Here is a 16,345-nt window from a genome sequence, read left to right on the forward strand (position 1 = left end):
GACCCTAGGAGGTTGTCTGAAAACTCCGCCACCCGTCACTCCCGCGCAAGCGGGAGTCCATAACTTACTGGAAATTCTGGATCCCCGCTTTCGCGGGGATGACGAATGGGCGTTGAACGGCGCAAATCTGCCATTCTCGGACAGGCTCCTAGGAGGTTGTCTGAGAACGTCGCGGGCGACCTGTTTTCTCGTAGCTGCGGAGGAACCCCCGGCCGTCGGATAAACCATCGCGTATCTCCGGTCGCTTCATGGACTTACGATGACCCTTTCCGCGGGGCTAAAGCCCCGCGGCTACGAGGAGGACCAAAATTCTTCGGCCTTGTAAGTCGGAGAGCCATTGTCAGACAGCCTCCTAGGCCCATGTGCGTCTATCGGCGTTCATTGGCGGTTCCGTTTTGCATTAAAGTTCCGGCGGTCCGGAAGGGATGAGACAGATGAAGCGCAGAGGGGCCTCGGAGGTATTCTTGATCTGGTGGTCCTCATTGGGGGGAATGAAAACGGCATCGCCGGCTCGCACCGGCACCCAGTTTCCTTCCTTGAGAACGGCACCTTCGCCTTCATGAATGAAGATTTCGTGCTCCCAATCATGGGTATGGCGCGGGGTGTGGCCGTCGGGCTGAAGTTCGAAAAAGCGCATGCAGAACCTCTGAGCGCCGTCTTCCTTGCCGATGAGAACACGCCCGGCCACGCCTTTGGCCACGTCGTTGTCGAAGACCGTCGGTTCCACGTCCTTGTAGGATTGAATCTTCATGGAAAGCTCTCCTCGCCAGCTTGATGAAAACATTGATACGGTCAATCCGCACCCGCTTCGCCCGCTCACCATAAGCCGATTTTCCGTGCCGTTTCAAGGGGCTTTCGTGGGCGGCCGCCGAATAAGGTGGTTTGCCGGCTAAGGATTTCCTACAATGGAAGCCAAGGTGCGGAGATGCCTAGCGGGGGAGACCAGTGAAGACCGTCTCGTTCGACACGAAAGCCAAGGAAGTGCTCCGGCGGGTTCACGTGAACATGCCATGGAGATTCCTGGGGGATTATTGGGATCTGATCCTGAGGGAAGCCATTCATCTGGAGCTGGGCTTTTCCGGCGAAGAGCTGGACGGATTGGACCTGCGGAGAGTGGAAAAGACGGCCGCCGATCTTCGCGCACACGGCTGCCGACTGACAATCCATGGTCCTTTCTGGGAATTGTGTCCGGGCAGTCAGGACCCTCTCATCCGCCAGGTGACGCGCCTGCGGTTGCATCAGTTGGCGGACGTGGCGGAGGTGGTGCGGCCGCTACAGGTGGTCTGCCATACGGGATATGATCCCCGCCATCATCGCACCCAAACCCGGGCATGGCTGGATCGAGCCCAACAAGTGTGGGAACCTGTGTTAAGACGGCTGGAGGGAATCGGGATTCCCCTGTGCCTGGAAAACGTCTGGGAGGAGGGCCCGTCGATCCACCGGGAGATCTTCGACCGGTTGCCGAGTCCCTTTCTGGGATTTTGCTTCGATGTGGGCCATCAGCACTCCTTTTCCGGTGCTTCGGTTTCCGTTTGGTGGGGAGCCTTGGAGGAGAAGATCCTGGAGGTTCATCTGCACGACAATCAAGGAGACTTGGACGAGCATCTCCCGGTGGGCCGGGGGGCCGTCGATTTTGACGACCTTTTTCGAAGAATCGGGGCACTGGATTCCGCGCCGGTACTGACGGTGGAACCCCATACCTTGCCGCACCTGGTGGAAACGGTGAACGCGCTCACGGCCTGGCTGGGTGAATGTGAAAGAGAACCGCGGATGAACGCCAAGAGAGGCACATGATTCTTTTCGGCCGTAGGAGTGGCGTTGGCCGCGATAAGGAAAACCGAAAATCGACCCCGATGGGAATTGGCGGGAGGACGCAAGGGTTTTCTTGATCCTTGAGAAAGGGAAACAGGGAGGCGGACCATGGCGATCGTGGAGGTGAGTGTGGTGCCCCTGGGAACGGGCGACACCAGCTTGAGTTCCTACGTGGCGAAAGCTGTAAAGATCGTCGAAGAGAGCGGCCTGGAATACGAATTGACAGGCATGGGAACGATCCTCTATGGAAAATTGGACGACATCTTACAGATCGTACGGCGCATGCACGAAAGCTGTTTCGAGCGGGGCGCTCGCCGGGTTCTGACCCATCTACGAATCGACGACCGCAGGGACAAGCCCAGCTCTCCCCGGGAAAAGGTGGACTCCGTGCGGAAGAAGCTCATTGGGGAACCCCAAGAGGAAGGAGCGTCATGAAGGCATTGGTGGAATATCTGGTCAAGGCCATGGTGGATCATCCGGACAAGGTTCTCTTGGCTCAGCGGACTCAGGATCAGTCCATTCATCTGGAGCTGTCGGTGGCTCCCGACGATATGGGTCAGGTGATCGGTCGGAATGGAAAGACCATCCATGCCGTGCGGACGGTAGCTCAAATGGCCGCCGCCAGCAAGGACTGCAAATGCCGGCTTGAGTTGTTGGGATGATGGGCTGCACCGCCCCGGGTCCTGACGGCTGGAAAAAGAGTCGGGGAAGGGGTGCCAAGGGGCCGTGAAGTGCTTAATATGGATGCATGTGCTTGCAAGCACAGGGTTGTGTCATTGATGGCTGTTGCAGGCGATGACGTTCCGCAACGGAACCCACACAACAGACGAGGAATGCGGAGGAGTGGTGATGTCCGGCTTGTTTAAGGAAGTGCCTGTGGAAGAACTTCGCGGGTATGTGGATCCGGGGTCCCTTCCCTTTGAGCACACGGGAGCGCTGGAGCCGTTGGAAGAAGGCGTGGTGGGCCAGGAACGGGCCATCGACGCCATCAAGTTCGGCATGGGGATGAAGGAAAAGGGCTACAACATCTACATAGCGGGGCCCGGCAAGGCGGGACTTACCTACATCGCCAGGACGTTTCTGGAAGAGCAGGCGAAGAAGGAGCCGACCCCCCCGGACTGGTGCTACGTCTACAATTTCAAGCAGCCCGATGAACCCAAGAGCCTCAAGTTGAGCCCCGGCCGCGGCAAAGAGCTCAAGAAGGACATGGAGGAGTTCATCCACACGCTCCAGGCCAAGATCCCGGAGGTGTTCGACAGCGACGATTATCGCGCCAAGGAAGCGGAGGTGCATCAGGCCTTCGAACGGCGCCGGCGGGAGATCATCGACGAACTGTCGGAAATGGCCAAGGAGGAGGGCTTCATCCTGCAGTTTTCCCAGGTGGGCATGGTGATCATCCCGGCCAACAAGGAAGGCCAGCCCATGGGCCAGGAGGAGCTCAGCGAGCTGAGCGAAGAGGAGAAGAAGGCCCTTCGGGAAAAGAGCGACGAGCTCCAGGAAAAGATGAAGGCGGCCATCAAACGCATCCGTGAGGCGGAGACGGAATTCAAGGAAAAGCACGCCAAGCTGGATAACGAGATCGCGCTCTTCGTGGTGGGCCAGCTCATCGAACACTACCTGGAAAAGTACGAGAACGAACCGGACGTTCTCGACTACCTGAAGGCGGTGCAGGAAGACATCCTGGAAAACATCGACGATTTCAAGAAGAAGCCGGAAGGCCAGCAGCAGATGGGTCCCTTTCCGGTGCAACCCAAAGAGGCCGCCTTCCGAAAATACGACGTGAACGTCCTCATCGACAATTCGGAAACGGAAGGGGCGCCGGTGGTCATCGAATCCAATCCGGCCTACCCCAATCTTTTCGGAAGCATCGAACGCCAGGCGTGGTTCGGTGCACTCTTCACCGACTTCACGATGATCAAGCCCGGTGCGCTCCACAAGGCCAACGGCGGATACCTGGTGATGAAGGCACTGGATCTTCTCAAATGGTATCTCTCCTGGGAGGCCATCAAGCGAGCCCTTCGCGACGGCGTGATCAAGATCGAAGACCTGGGGGAACTCTACGGGATCTTCAGCACCCGCACCATCCGCCCCGAACCCATCCCCATGGACGTGAAGATCGTCCTGACCGGCGATCCGTACCTCTATCACCTTCTCTACATCTACGACGACCGGTTCCAGAAGCTCTTCAAGGTCAAGGCGCACCTGGACGACCAGATGGACCGCAAGGACGAGGCCGTTCTGCAGTGCGCCCGCATGATCAGCCGGTTCTGCCAGGAAAACAAGATCCGGCACCTGGATCGCTCCGGCGTGGCCCGCGTGCTGGAATACAGCATGGAGGTGACCGGGGACCGCGATAAACTGAGCCTGGAACTGGGCGATATCAGCGATCTCTTGCGGGAAGCCAACTACTTCGCCGGGCTGGAAGGCGCGGATTTCATCGGGCGGGAACACGTGCACCAGGCGATCCAGAAGAGGATCTATCGATCGAACCTCATCGAGGAACGCATCAAGGAACTGGTCAAGAAAGATATCTTCTGGGTGGAGACCACCGGGGAGAAGGTGGGCCAGGTCAACGGCCTGTCCGTCCTCATGACCGGAGACCACGAATTCGGAAAGCCCAACCGCATTACGGCCACCGTGTCCGTGGGCCGCGAAGGGGTGGTGGCCATCGAGCGGGAATCGAAGCTGAGCGGCAACATCCACACCAAGGGCGTCCTGATCCTTTCCAGCTTTCTCAAGGAGCGCTTCGCCCACAACAAGCCCATCTCGCTCACAGCCTCGCTTTGCTTCGAGCAGAGCTACGGCATGGTGGACGGAGACAGCGCGTCCAGCACGGAACTCTACGCCATCCTGAGCGCCCTTTCCGGAGTTCCCATCAAGCAGGGAATCGCCGTCACGGGGTCCGTCAGCCAGAAGGGCGAAATTCAGCCCGTGGGCGGCGTGACCCAGAAGATCGAAGCCTTTTTCGACATTTGCGCCCACAAGGGCCTCACGGGCGACCAGGGGGTGATCATCCCGGAAAAGAACGTGCGGAACCTCATGCTGAAGCAAGAGGTGGTGGACGCGGTCAAGGAAGGCAAGTTCCACATCTGGCCGGTGTCGCGGATTGAGGAGGGCATCGAGATCCTGACGGGCGTACCCGCCGGAGAGCTGCAGCCGGACGGGACGTATCCCGAGGGAACCATCTTCCGCAAAGCCGACGACCGGCTGCGGGAGATCGCCGAGATCGTCAAACAGTTCGGAAAGGACGAAAACGGCGGCGCAAAGGGCGCCTCCGACGAAGGAAACGCGGGAGGATGTCCCACCTGCGACCGGTAATTCCAGGAAGTTACGCCGGCTCATGTGCAGGCGGATCCTGCAGGAAAGGGTCGCCGGGTTCCGCCCGGCGACCGGAAAAAGTCCTTCTCGACGGTCTTTGGGGACTGCCCGGTGGCGCCATGGATGACCTCTTTTCTCGTGGCGCAGCCCTTTAGGGCTGCGGAAGGCTGCCGGGCGTCAGATGTACCATCGGGTATTTCCCACATCACAGGGGCATAATGACCATCTCCCGCGGGGCTGAAGCCTCGCGCCTACGAAGGGAATACAACCCCCGGCCTCTGGAGCCGGAGGCCATTCTCGGACAGCCTCCTAGGCTTCGCCGGCCCGGCGGCGGCTCTGTTCCGAAAGAAGGGCGTAGGCGGCGTTCATGGCCTGGAGGACCGTCTCGGAATGGGGCCCTTCCGTGTCGATCCGGCACAGGACGCTTTCAGGAAGATCATCGGTGGGTTCGTACGTTTCCAGGAAGCCCCGAAGGTGGTGGAAACGGGCGTCGGAATCGGTCTTTTTGGTTTCGCGGGCCCGGAGCCGGTCTTCCAGGACGGCCGTGGAACACCGGCATTCCAAAAAGACGACGGAGCAGCCCATGTCTTCGGCAAGCCGCAGGGCTTCCCGGCGCCACTTGGCCTGCGAAAAGGTGGCGTCCAGGATAACGGATCGACCGGAACGCAGCCGCTCGTGGGCCAGGGAAAGGATCCGGGCGTAAACCCGTTCCTTCTTTTCCGGCCGGTACAACCCCTCACCGAAGGAGGCGGCCGAAGCGGAGGGCTCGGTGGAGTCCAACAGTTCCCGGCGAACCCGATCGGAATGGAGGGCATCGATTTCCAGAAGCGACGCCAGGGAACGAGCCAGCTTCGATTTTCCCGAGGCCGGCAGTCCGCAGCAGATCCACAAGGTGGGGGTGGCGAAGTGGACGGCGTGCCGGTAGGCCTGCTGGAGATACCGCTGGGCCGACTCAATGAGTGAGGCGCGTTCCGCCTCCCCCATTTGATCCGCGCGAAGGCAACAGACCTTGACGCGAACCATGGCCCGGTAGCAGGCGTAGAAATCGAGCAGGCGGTAGAGGCCGGGGTCTCCGGCCTCTCTCACGTAGGCGGCCAGAGTGCGCCGGCTCCAATGGGCGGCCCCGGCCAGATCCAGATCCATGTGGAGAAAGGCCAAGTCGGCGGCCGTATCGCCGTATCGAAACCGATCGTTGAATTCGATGCAGTCAATGATCTGCAGGGTTTCGGCAAAATAGATGTGGTCGGGGCGAAGATCGCCGTGTCCGTCGCAGATTCTTTCCTGGGAGATGCGGTCCAGGAAGAGCCTGGTGTGATGGCTCAAGAAGTGTCGGGCCACGGTTCGGATGAATTCCCAGCGCTCCCGGTCCAGCCAGGTACCCGCGAACCGTTCCGTTTGCGCGAAATTTTCCTCCACGTTGTAGGAAATGATCTCGGGGGTTCCGAAGCGGTCGATCTCCCGGCTGCGTTGGGCATTCCTATAAAAGGATGCCAAGCGGTCCCCCAAGGCTTCCATAGCCCCGGAAGGAATCCTGCCGGACGAAAGACGGGCTTCCAGGCTGTCTTGCGGGTCCAGTTGGCGCATGCAGACGGCGTATTCCACGTCCCGGCCGGGGCCGTCCAGGCTGAGCCGGCCGCTCTCGTCCATCCGGACGGCCGCCACCCCCAGGTAGACGCCGGTGCTGAGACGCTGATTGAGCCGGACTTCCTGGGAGCAAAACCGACGCCGATCTTCCAGGCGGCTGAAGTTCAGGAAGCCGAAGTCCACCGGCTTTTTCAGCTTGTAAACCTTTCGGCCCGTCAGGAAGACCGCGGAGATGTGAGTGTCGATACGTCGCAGCTCAGAGACGGGATGAGGGTAGAAGGCGGGATCGGAAAACGCTTCACAGACTCTCTCGAACGCAGGCATGGACCGATCCATGGTGCCCTCCCGGTACCAGCCACAGGCTGTCAATGCCGACGGAAGAATCGAGTGTTCGCGGGCGTCTCAAGTCCGATAGCGCTCGATGAAGGCGTAGGCGCTGTGGTTGTGGATGGATTCGAAATTTTCCACGTCCACCTGGAACCAGGTGATGTTCGAATTCTGCTTCAGCTCATAGGCCACATCGCGGACCACGTCCTCCACGAACTTGGGATTTTCGTAGCCCTTTTCGGTCACATACTTTTCGTCGGGCCTTTTCAGCAGGGAGTAGACCTCGCAGGAAGCGGCCTCCTCCACGATGCGCACCAGATCCTCGATCCACATGAACTTCTTGAAGCGCACCGCCAGGCGGGCCATGCCCCTCTGGTTGTGGGCGCCGTGGTCGCTGATTTCCCGAGAGCAGGGGCAAACGGTGGTGATGGGAACGTTCACCTCCACCACCAGGTCGTAGCCGTCCTGGTGGCTCAGCGACCCCGAAACCCGGCACAGGTACTCCATGAGCCCGGACGTTCCGGTGACGGGGGAGGCCTTCTCGATAAAGTAGGGGAAGGAGATTTCCAGGTGGGCCGACTGGGCGTTGAGCCGCTCCTGCATGGCCTCCAGGATCTTGGAAAACTCGCGAATATCCAGGTGACCGTAGAACTCATTGAGAATCTCGATGAAGCGGCTCATGTGCGTGCCCTTGAACTTGCGCGGCAGGTTCACGTACATGTTGATGCTGGCCACCGTGTGCTGGACGCCGTTCTTTCGGTCCATGACGGTGATGGGGTAGCGGATGTTCTTCACCCCGACCTTGTCGATGTTGATGTTGCGATGGTCGTATTGACTCTGAACGTCGATCATGGGCCACGTCGCTTGGTCTAGGGCTGTTGCAGCTCGGTCAGTTTCCGGGCGATTTGGGTGAGGGCCTCACGAGTCTTTTCGGCGGTCTCTTCGGCAAAAACCCCGGCCAGGTCCGCTTCGATAATGGCTTCGTCGTAAGGAATGAAGCCCAGGAAGACGTATCCGGGCAGCTGCTCCTGGAGGAAGGCCGCATCGCGCTCGCTTCGGATCTTGTTGCCCACCACGTAGAGGCTGGCGATGCCGATGTCTTTGGCCAGTTGATCCACCTTGAGCGCCGTCTCGATGCTTCGCCGCCCGGGTTCCACCACCACGATGAGCGCGTTGACGGCCCGGGAGGTGCCGCGGCCCAGGTGCTCGATGCCCGCCTCCATGTCCATGACCACCACTTCGTCGCGTCGAAGGATCAGGTGGTGCACCAAGTTCTTCAAAAGGACGCTTTCCGGGCACACACACCCGGTCCCGCCCTTCTTCACGCCGCCCATGACCATGAGGCGGATGCCGTCGCCGCAGGGAACCGCCACCTTTTCGGGCAGGTCGTCCACTTGGGGGTTCATCTTGAAAAAACCGCCGAAGCTTCCCGGAACGGATTCGGTGCGCTCGGCGATGAGCTGCTTCATCTGTGAGATGGGAACCAGTTCACCGGCGTCTTGAATTCCCAGGGCGTGACCCAGGTTGGCGTCCGGGTCGGCATCGATGGCCAGGACCGATTTTCCTTGAGAAGCGAACCAACGCGCCAGAAAAGCCGAAAGGGTGGTCTTTCCCACGCCGCCTTTGCCGCTCACTGCGATCTTCACAACACACTCCTTAATTCCAACCCGGTTTCCATGGGATCCGATCCCACTCCTAACGTTATGGGCCTTGTAATACTTTCGGGACCCGGTTGCAATCCCCAATGCTCCGCCTGGGCGGCCGAAGGAAGGGAGTTTGGGGCCGGCGGGCGGGGAAATGCACAAACGCCCTTTATGAATTGTCCTTTGCTGACGATTAGATAAATTAGGTCGCTTTGTGGCTGTGTTCATGAGATGGGGTCGTGTGGAATGGGGGGTTAAGGCACGTGGGCTGGCTGAAATATCTGAGAACCCAGGCGATGTTCCTCTGTGTGATCATGATCCTTGTGCCCGTGTCCCTTCTGGGCACGCTTTCCTACATGAAGGCCAAACGGCTCGTTCAGAGTCAATTGCAGGAGGACAATTTCCGCCTCGTCCAGGAAGCCAGGGATCTCTACATAGACGCCTATTTTCGGAAGATGGAGGAAGACACGGAGGCGTTGGCGCGGAGAGTGGACTTGCTTCGTTTCCGTGAGGATGAGTCCTTCCGCGAAGCCCTCTTTCGGGACTGGGAGCTGTTTCGGTACGTGAACCCGCACGTGGCGTATGTCTATGTGGGAACGGAGGACGGACGGCTGCTTGTAAGTCCTCACTACACGCCGCCCCAAGGCTTTCGCATCACCCGTCGTCCCTGGTACCGTGCGGCCGTGGAAAACAAAGATCGGGTGGCCTGGACCGTCCCCTACGAGGAGGCCAAGACAGGGGTATTGCATGTGTCGGCTGTCAGGTACCTTCCCGCGCCGGACGGCCATCCGGCGGGGGTTTTGGTGACGGACATCAGCCTGGCGGAGCTGACGCGGCTTCTCAGGAACCTGGTCGCGGGCAAAAACCTGTCGCTCTGGCTCATGACGGATCGTAGAGACGTGCTGGTCCACCTGTCGCCGGAAACAGGGGAAACCGCGGAACTATCGCGTTCATGGGCGAACATGTTGCGCGCGTCCCGACAGGGATCTTTCCTGTGGGAAGCGTCGGGCCGGCGTTGGTTCGTCTATTACGTGACCACCGCCGGACCGGGTTGGAAATTGATCACGGCCATGCCTGTGGGGGAAGTGGATCGGAAGGCTGCTCCCATCAAGCACCTCACGGTGTATGTGGCCGTGGTTTCGGCCCTGCTCGCGGCTCTGGGGGCGTACGCTGCCACGCGTCGCTTTCTGATCGGACCTGTCCTGGCCCTGGTTTCCCAAACGGAACATATCAGTCGGGGGGATCTTGATGTGGAAGCCAGGGTCCGGGGTGCCCGGGAGTTCCAATGGTTGTCGGAGGCGGTGAACCGCATGCGGTTGACCATCCGGGAGAAGATGGACGGCCTCCGGGCGGCGCGCGAGGCCGCGGAGCTCTCGGCTAGGGCCAAGGGCGAGTTCCTGGCCAACATGAGCCACGAGATCCGAACCCCCATGAACGGCATCATCGGGTTCTGTCATCTGCTGACCCAAACCGATCTCACCGGACGACAGCGGGAATACTTGGAAAAGCTCAAGGGGCAGGCCCACCACCTGCTCGGGATCATCAATGATGTGCTCGACTTTTCAAAAATCGAAGCGGGGAAGGTACACCTGGAGCAGGTTCCCTTCCAGGTGGAAAAGCTGGTGGAAGATTTGATGAACATGTTCGAGCCAACGGCGCGGTCCAAGGGCTTGGAGCTCCTGGCGCAGATCGGCTCCGACGTGCCCCTGGAACTGGTGGGCGACCCGCTGCGAGTGAATCAGGTGCTGATCAACCTCACCGGCAATGCGGTGAAATTTACCGAGTCCGGAAGCGTGGTGGTGCGCATTGAGCGCGTGGCCGGGGAGGGCGGGAAAGATGTGGAAGTGCGGTTCTCGGTGGAGGATACAGGGATCGGTATGACCCCCGACCAGTTAAGCCGGGTCTTTGATCCGTTCTCCCAAGCGGACGGATCCACGACCCGCAAATACGGCGGCACAGGGTTGGGGCTGTCCATTTGCAGAGACCTGGTCCGACTGATGGGCGGAAAGATGACGGTGGAGAGTTGCCCAGGCGCCGGAAGCACGTTTTCTTTCACCGTACCCTTCTGCGTGAACGGGGAACGGCTGATGGAGCCGCCCGGGGACGTCCGAGGTTTAAAGGGCAGCCGCGTGCTGGTGGTGGACGACAACCCGGCCTCTCTTGAGATTGTCACAGGATATCTGGAAAATCTGGATTTTCAGGTCCAGGGCGCGATTTCGGGCCGGCGGGCCCTGGAAATGCTGGAAGGGCAGGCGGCGGGCTTTCAGATTCTCATCGTGGACTGGAAGATGCCGGACATGGACGGGCTGGAGACCCTGAGGCGCGCCCAAGAAAAGCATCTCGCTGAATCTTCGGTTATCATCATGGCCTCAGCCTACGATCTGGACGATCTGAAAAAAGACTTGGATGGTGTCCGGGTGGACGCGTTTCTGAACAAACCCTTCACCCCTTCCACCCTATTGGACGCCGTTATTACGGCCTATGCCAAGGATCGGCCCATCGGGGACATGTGCAGACCTGCGGAAGAGGAGACAAGGTCCCGATTCCGCAACCATCTGCGGGGAGCTCGGGTCCTGGTGGCCGAGGACAATCCCATTAACCAGCAGGTGGTCCGCGAGCTGCTTTCTTCCATGGGGGCTGTGGTGGAGATCGCCGGTGACGGGCGGGAAGCGGTGGAGAAGGTGCGTTGCGATCCCTACGACGTGGTGCTCATGGACTTGCAGATGCCTGTTCTGGATGGCCTGGAGGCCACGCGGATTCTCAGGGAGAAGCTGAGTCCCCGGGAGCTTCCCATTGTAGCCCTGACCGCCCACGCCGGGAGCGGGTTCCGGGAAAAGTGTCTGGAGCAGGGCATGAACGCCTTCATCACCAAGCCCTTCAACCCTGAGGAGCTCTTTGAAGTTGTCTGCCGGCACCTGAAGGATCCCAGCGGGAGCAGGGAGGCGGACAACTGCGCGCCGGGTTTCGCGAGCCCACCGATCGGAATCGGAGGGAAGGGGCTGGATCTGGCCGGTCTGCAGGGGATCGATCTCGATCGTTTGTCTGCCAGCCTTGCGGGAAACCGGTCCCTTATGGTGCGGCTGCTTCACGACTTCTGCATCTCTTTTGAAGGAGCCGCGGATGAAGTGCTTTCAGCTATGGCCGCCGGAGATGAGGAGGCGGCTCGACGCACGGCCCATTCCGTCAAGGGCACGGCCGGCAACCTGGGTGCCACGGCTTTGTCCGAAGCGGCCGGTGCCTTGGAAAAGGCGCTGGCGCAGAGGGATTCGCGCTGGAGAGAATTCCATGGAGTTTTCACGCGGGAGCTTCGTCAGGTGCTCGAAAATCGAATGGCGCTACAAAAATGGTTGTCCGCGGAGGCGGGCGAGATCACCAGGGACGTTCCGGAGCCGCTTTCGAGACCACCCGCTGATGTGCATGAGAGATTGGCAGAGGTGCGAAAGGCGGCATTGGAGGCCAGCTTCCGGGCTGGCCAGGTGGCTCGGCGCAATCTCGAGGAACTAAGGGCATGGGCGCCGGAAGTCGTGCAAGTCATGGAAGCGTTGGACAGATTCGACTTCGAGGGTGCGTTGAAGGAGATGGAGGAGTTGGAGAAAAGGCTTTCGGGAGGGAACGTCTGATGGGGCGAATATTGATTGTTGATGATATGCCGGTGAGCATCAAAGTCTTGGGCGAATTCTTGAGCCAGGAATACGAGGTGGCGGTGGCCACCAGCGGCCGTCAAGCCTTGGAGAGCGCAGATCGGAATCCTCCCGATCTTGTCCTTATGGATGTGGTGATGCCGGAGATGGACGGGTTCGAGGTTTGCCGGCGGCTACGGCAAAATCCCAAGCTGGTCGGAGTTCCGGTCATCTTCCTGACGGCGTTGGCCGACAGCGATGACGTGGTGAGGGGATTCGAGGCCGGAGGCCAGGACTACATTCTGAAGCCCTACAAGAAAGGAGAGGTACTCCTTCGGGTGAAAACCCACATGGAACTGAAGCTGGCCAAGGAAAAGCTGGATCAGTACGCGCAGGAACTGGAACGGAAAAACAAGGAACTTCAGCAGGCGATGGAAGAGATCCGGACGCTGCGCGGAATCCTGCCCATCTGCTCCTACTGCAAGAAAATACGAAACGACGAGGGCTACTGGGATCAGGTGGAATCATACGTTACCAAACACACCCACGCAGAGTTCACCCATAGCATTTGTCCGGACTGCCTCCAGAGATATTATCCTGCTGAGTGGGCATCCATACAGCAGCGAAAAGGTAGCGGGTAGGAAAGCGGACCCGTCGCTTGGCTATCGAGGTCTGACCTGCACGATTCTCGCAAAAAGGGCTCGATTATAGCCTTGGGGGATGGGCTTTTGGCCCAGGCAGATGGCCAGGAGATCCAGGTCGTCCAGGGTGAGGATCTGCTCCAGGTCCAGGAGGTCTTGGGCCGTGAGCTGATCGGCGTGTTCCTTCCAAAACCGCATGAGGATGAGCTCCAGCTCCTGGGTGGCCCGCCTGCGGCACAGGTAGTGGAGCTTTCGTTTCAGGTATTCCAAGGATTGCGGATCCATCAGCTTTCCCTTTCAAGACCTTGACATTTTCGGATCAGTTGAAGAACCCGGGCATGGATCCGGGGATGATAAAGCATGGCCACGTGGCTCACGGGTTCGGTCCACTGTACCCGCCAAGCGCCCGTTGGAGGCGCCAGGGCATCCATGGGGAGCACCATGTTGTCCACCGGGGATGCCAGAGCGATGCAGGGAAACGGGAGCGGGGATTCTCCGGCTTCGATCTCCCGGATGATCGGGCCGCGATGGGAAAGGGCACGGCCCAGGCGGCCCAGGGCGAAGACGGAAAGGCGGCTCCCCTGGTGGGGGGATCCCAGAGTGATGATTCCCGATAAGGGAAGTTCAGCCAGGCGCTGAGCCGCGGCTCGGCACAGGAGGCCTCCCAGCGAGTGTCCCACCAGCAGGAGGGGCCGGCTGGGTGCCCGACCGTGGATGGTTCGGACGGTGGCGGCCAGTTCTTCCGCAATCTGCTGAAAATCCGATTTCCAGCTGGAGTATTCGAAGAGAACCACGTCCCTGTAGCCCGCCCGGGCCAGCCGCCGGCGCAGGAACCACCAGGCGCTGCGGTTGTGATAAAGCCCGTGAACGAGAAAGACGATGGGTTCCCGCGCGTCCGGGTCCGGCGTGGGCAGGGTGCGCTTCCTTCCGATCCGGGCCGACGGGAAGGTCAGAATGAGGATCGCCTGGGCCAAAGCCCCCGTCAGCAGGCCATGGAGGATCCAGCGGCCGGGCCGCCCCCCGGAGAGGTCTCGGAGCCTTTCCAAGCCGGGGCCGTTGGCCGTGTCGTACCAGTAGACCACATAGGTGAGTCCCGACGCAGCCAGCAGGAGGGCCGGCAAAAGGACGAGCCACATCATTTCAGATCATCCCCTCCTTCTCAAAAAAGCGGAGGACTTCCCCGAGGGAAGGCACGCACCCTTCGGGGCGGGGTGTCCTTCCGTTGAGGATCTCCACCAGCAGTTCCCTTTCCCGTTCGGGGCGGCACAGGATCCACAGTCCCTTCATGCCGGCCTTCCGGGCGGGAGCGATGTCCAGCTCGTAGCTGTCGCCCACCATCCAGCAGGAGTCGGCTCCCGCCTCTTGGGCGGCCCTCCGGGCCGTTTCATAGACGCTGGGATCCGGTTTCTTCTTTCCGAAGCGATAGCTGAAGAGGCTGAAATCGCTCAACCGGAAGACCTCGCTGCACGTTTGGCGAAAACCTTCCAGAAAAGGATGCCAGATGTTGGAGATGAGGCCCACGGAACATCCGTGGTCCTTGAGGGTCCGGATGAGTTCCGTGGCGGGCTCGATCTCCCGGACGCAAAGAATCTGGTCCTCCCAGATTTCCCGAACCGACCGAAGGATCCTCTTCCGGTCGTGATCGGGAAGGATCCGGCCGATGGCGTCGCTCAAGGTTTCCGGGTCCGTGCACGGAAGGGTCATGAGGAGTTTGCCCACCCGTTTGGTTTGCTTTTCGTCCAGACGGAGGGCCTCGCCCAGCAAACGCCGGGGAGACTGGGCGGCGCCCGTCACCAGGGTGTGTCCGATATCGAAGAAAATGAAGGGCTTGGACGGCACGAGTAAAGGTTCCTTTCTATTCCTGCACGAAGGGTGTTCCGGTGCGAAGGCACCATTCGGCCCGTTCCAACTGGCGGCCCAGGTAAAGGGCGTGGTTGATGTCGGAGACGGCGCCGTCCCGGGCGATTTCGTATTGGAGTCTGGACGCCTTGGAGTGGCGGTATTCCTTGAGAGTCACGTCCCCGTGGCGGTGTTCCACCAGGATGGCATCCCCGTCCAGGGTGATCCGGAAATAGCCCATGGGATCCTCCCGGTAGGTGAACGTGCGCCGGGAGGCGATGTGTGCCGCCCGGTCCAGCTGGGACGCGTCCAGGCTGATGGAATGGCTGAAGACCGTGATGGGGCCGGGCGGGGCTTGGATCTCGGAAGCCACGAAGTCCCGGATGGCCATGAGGCCGTAGAAATTGACGAGCCAGGCGTCCAGAGCGTTGTGGGTGCGAAAGGACGCCGTCAGGGTGAGGGCGTCCTGGAAGGTCCGGAAAAAGAGGCTCGCAAGGCACGGATGTCCTTTCGGGGCCGTGAGATCCCGCCCGGGATCCCAGAGCACCACGTAGGACTTCCGATCCTGCGGGTCTTCCTTGAGCCGGCGGGCGACCTCGGTGAGACCGTCCACGCCGAAGTGGCTGCGAAGCCTGTTCCCGTAGGTGTAGGTTTCATCACCGGCCAGGTGCGGGCTCAGGATGTCTTGCTGGTACCGGCGGAGTCGCTTGGGATCGAAGCCGAAACGCGCCAGCTCTTCATCGGGGATGGGCTCGGGCCGTTCCACCACCACCTTCACGTTCTGGAGCTCCCGGCGCTCGCCCTTGGCAAGACGCACCGGACGGCCGAAACGATGCAGCGTGTAGATGAGCTGGAGCCAGGCGGAAAGAGGGTCATCGGCGCAGATGCTGTGATCCCGGGGATTGCTGGGAAAGGTGCTGACCCGCACCTGCGGCAGCGGAATCTCGAGTCTTTCCATCCCTTCCGGCCCCGAAGGCGTGTACCCGGCCAGGAAGTTCACAAACGCCGCCAGGGCTTCTTCGTCCTGGGGGTTCCCGAAATGGAGGATGCGCGGCGGCCGGGCGAAATCGTCGGGGTGCACCAGGTCGTCCAGAACCCGAGATGTGCCTCGGATTCGAACGGCGGCGGGACGGCGTTCTCCCACGGGGACGTATTCCACGGCCGAGCCCGGGCACGGTTCCAGCCCCTTTTCGAAAAACGCCGTGAGTTCCTCCAGGGAGCCGGAGCGATTGCGGCCCAGCACGGCCAGGGTGTCGATTTGGGGGTTGTAGAGCAGGTTTCGGAGCAGTTCCCGGAGGCCGTTTCCGTAGAGGGTCCCCACGACGGCGATGGGACTGGTTTGCGGGTCAAGATCGGCGCCGGCCTGGCGAAGGCGTCGAAGCACGTAGGCAGGCTGGGACCAGAGGGTGAGAAGCCCCACGGTGCCTCCGGGGCTGATGACGTGAAGGAATTCCCTGAAGAAAAGGGGCACGAACTCTTGGGTCATGGCGTCGCTGCCTGCCTCACGATGAGGTCCTCTTGTGGGAGCGCCGAGAGGTGCGATGAGGCTGGAACCAGCGCA

14 protein-coding genes are annotated in these 16,345 nt (G+C 60.6%); 6 read left to right on the top strand and 8 right to left on the bottom strand.

Features of this window, described 5'->3' with window-relative positions; translation table 11 throughout:
- Positions 1 to 400: 400 nt before the first annotated feature.
- On the bottom strand, positions 401 to 751 hold the full coding sequence (locus tag BUB04_RS01555) for a cupin domain-containing protein (protein WP_073036292.1): 351 nt from the start codon (positions 749 to 751) through the stop codon (positions 401 to 403).
- A gap of 194 nt (positions 752 to 945) precedes the next feature.
- On the opposite strand from BUB04_RS01555, the gene BUB04_RS01560 reads away from it, so the two are divergent.
- From BUB04_RS01560 to BUB04_RS01575, 4 genes are all read left to right on the top strand, one after another.
- A complete protein-coding gene (locus BUB04_RS01560; RefSeq protein ID WP_073036294.1) occupies positions 946 to 1,794 on the top strand; it encodes a sugar phosphate isomerase/epimerase family protein in 849 nt (282 codons plus the stop codon).
- Positions 1,795 to 1,920: 126 nt separating this feature from the next.
- Positions 1,921 to 2,247 carry an MTH1187 family thiamine-binding protein gene (locus BUB04_RS01565; protein WP_073036296.1) on the top strand — a complete coding sequence of 109 codons (327 nt, stop codon included), beginning with the start codon at positions 1,921 to 1,923 and terminating at the stop codon, positions 2,245 to 2,247.
- Positions 2,244 to 2,474 (top strand): KH domain-containing protein, encoded by a 231-nt coding sequence (locus BUB04_RS01570; protein ID WP_073036298.1) that lies wholly within the window; start codon positions 2,244 to 2,246, stop codon positions 2,472 to 2,474. Before BUB04_RS01565 ends, BUB04_RS01570 begins: the two co-directional genes overlap by 4 nt.
- 187 nt (positions 2,475 to 2,661) lie before the next feature.
- Positions 2,662 to 5,130: a Lon protease family protein gene (locus BUB04_RS01575; protein ID WP_073036300.1), complete on the top strand. Its 2,469-nt coding sequence runs from the start codon at positions 2,662 to 2,664 to the stop codon at positions 5,128 to 5,130.
- Between the two features lie 309 nt (positions 5,131 to 5,439).
- Here BUB04_RS01575 and BUB04_RS01580 read toward each other — a convergent pair whose 3' ends face one another.
- The 3 genes from BUB04_RS01580 to BUB04_RS01590 all read right to left on the bottom strand — a co-directional run bounded on the left by BUB04_RS01580 (position 5,440) and on the right by BUB04_RS01590 (position 8,687).
- Entirely contained in the window at positions 5,440 to 7,050 is a 1,611-nt protein-coding gene (locus BUB04_RS01580; protein ID WP_073036302.1) for a bifunctional aminoglycoside phosphotransferase/ATP-binding protein, read from the bottom strand.
- 66 nt (positions 7,051 to 7,116) lie between these two features.
- On the bottom strand, positions 7,117 to 7,893 hold the full coding sequence (folE2, locus tag BUB04_RS01585; RefSeq protein WP_073036304.1) for a GTP cyclohydrolase FolE2: 777 nt from the start codon (positions 7,891 to 7,893) through the stop codon (positions 7,117 to 7,119).
- A 17-nt stretch (positions 7,894 to 7,910) separates the two neighbouring features.
- Positions 7,911 to 8,687 carry an ATP-binding protein gene (locus tag BUB04_RS01590; RefSeq protein WP_073036306.1) on the bottom strand — a complete coding sequence of 259 codons (777 nt, stop codon included), beginning with the start codon at positions 8,685 to 8,687 and terminating at the stop codon, positions 7,911 to 7,913.
- A gap of 260 nt (positions 8,688 to 8,947) precedes the next feature.
- Here BUB04_RS01590 and BUB04_RS01595 point away from each other — a divergent pair, with 260 nt between their 5' ends.
- Both BUB04_RS01595 and BUB04_RS01600 read left to right on the top strand, forming a co-directional pair.
- The gene (locus BUB04_RS01595) at positions 8,948 to 12,304 is read left to right on the top strand and encodes a response regulator (RefSeq protein WP_073036308.1); all 3,357 of its coding nucleotides are present in this window, start codon (positions 8,948 to 8,950) and stop codon (positions 12,302 to 12,304) included.
- On the top strand, positions 12,304 to 12,945 hold the full coding sequence (locus tag BUB04_RS01600) for a response regulator (protein ID WP_073036310.1): 642 nt from the start codon (positions 12,304 to 12,306) through the stop codon (positions 12,943 to 12,945). Before BUB04_RS01595 ends, BUB04_RS01600 begins: the two co-directional genes overlap by 1 nt.
- A gap of 21 nt (positions 12,946 to 12,966) precedes the next feature.
- Here BUB04_RS01600 and BUB04_RS01605 read toward each other — a convergent pair whose 3' ends face one another.
- The 4 genes from BUB04_RS01605 to BUB04_RS01620 are packed head-to-tail and all read right to left on the bottom strand — an operon-like array spanning position 12,967 to position 16,270.
- Complete coding sequence (locus BUB04_RS01605; RefSeq protein WP_073036312.1) at positions 12,967 to 13,230, bottom strand: FAD assembly factor SdhE; 264 nt, start codon at positions 13,228 to 13,230, stop codon at positions 12,967 to 12,969.
- The gene (locus BUB04_RS01610; RefSeq protein WP_073036314.1) at positions 13,230 to 14,084 is read right to left on the bottom strand and encodes an esterase/lipase family protein; all 855 of its coding nucleotides are present in this window, start codon (positions 14,082 to 14,084) and stop codon (positions 13,230 to 13,232) included. The genes BUB04_RS01605 and BUB04_RS01610 overlap by 1 nt, the downstream gene beginning before the upstream one ends.
- 1 nt (position 14,085) lies before the next feature.
- Positions 14,086 to 14,784: an HAD family hydrolase gene (locus BUB04_RS01615; RefSeq protein WP_073036316.1), complete on the bottom strand. Its 699-nt coding sequence runs from the start codon at positions 14,782 to 14,784 to the stop codon at positions 14,086 to 14,088.
- Positions 14,785 to 14,800: 16 nt separating this feature from the next.
- On the bottom strand, positions 14,801 to 16,270 hold the full coding sequence (locus BUB04_RS01620; RefSeq protein ID WP_073036318.1) for a thymidylate synthase: 1,470 nt from the start codon (positions 16,268 to 16,270) through the stop codon (positions 14,801 to 14,803).
- Positions 16,271 to 16,345: the final 75 nt, after the last annotated feature.

This window comes from Desulfacinum infernum DSM 9756 (assembly GCF_900129305.1).
GTDB classification, from domain to species: domain Bacteria; phylum Desulfobacterota; class Syntrophobacteria; order Syntrophobacterales; family DSM-9756; genus Desulfacinum; species Desulfacinum infernum.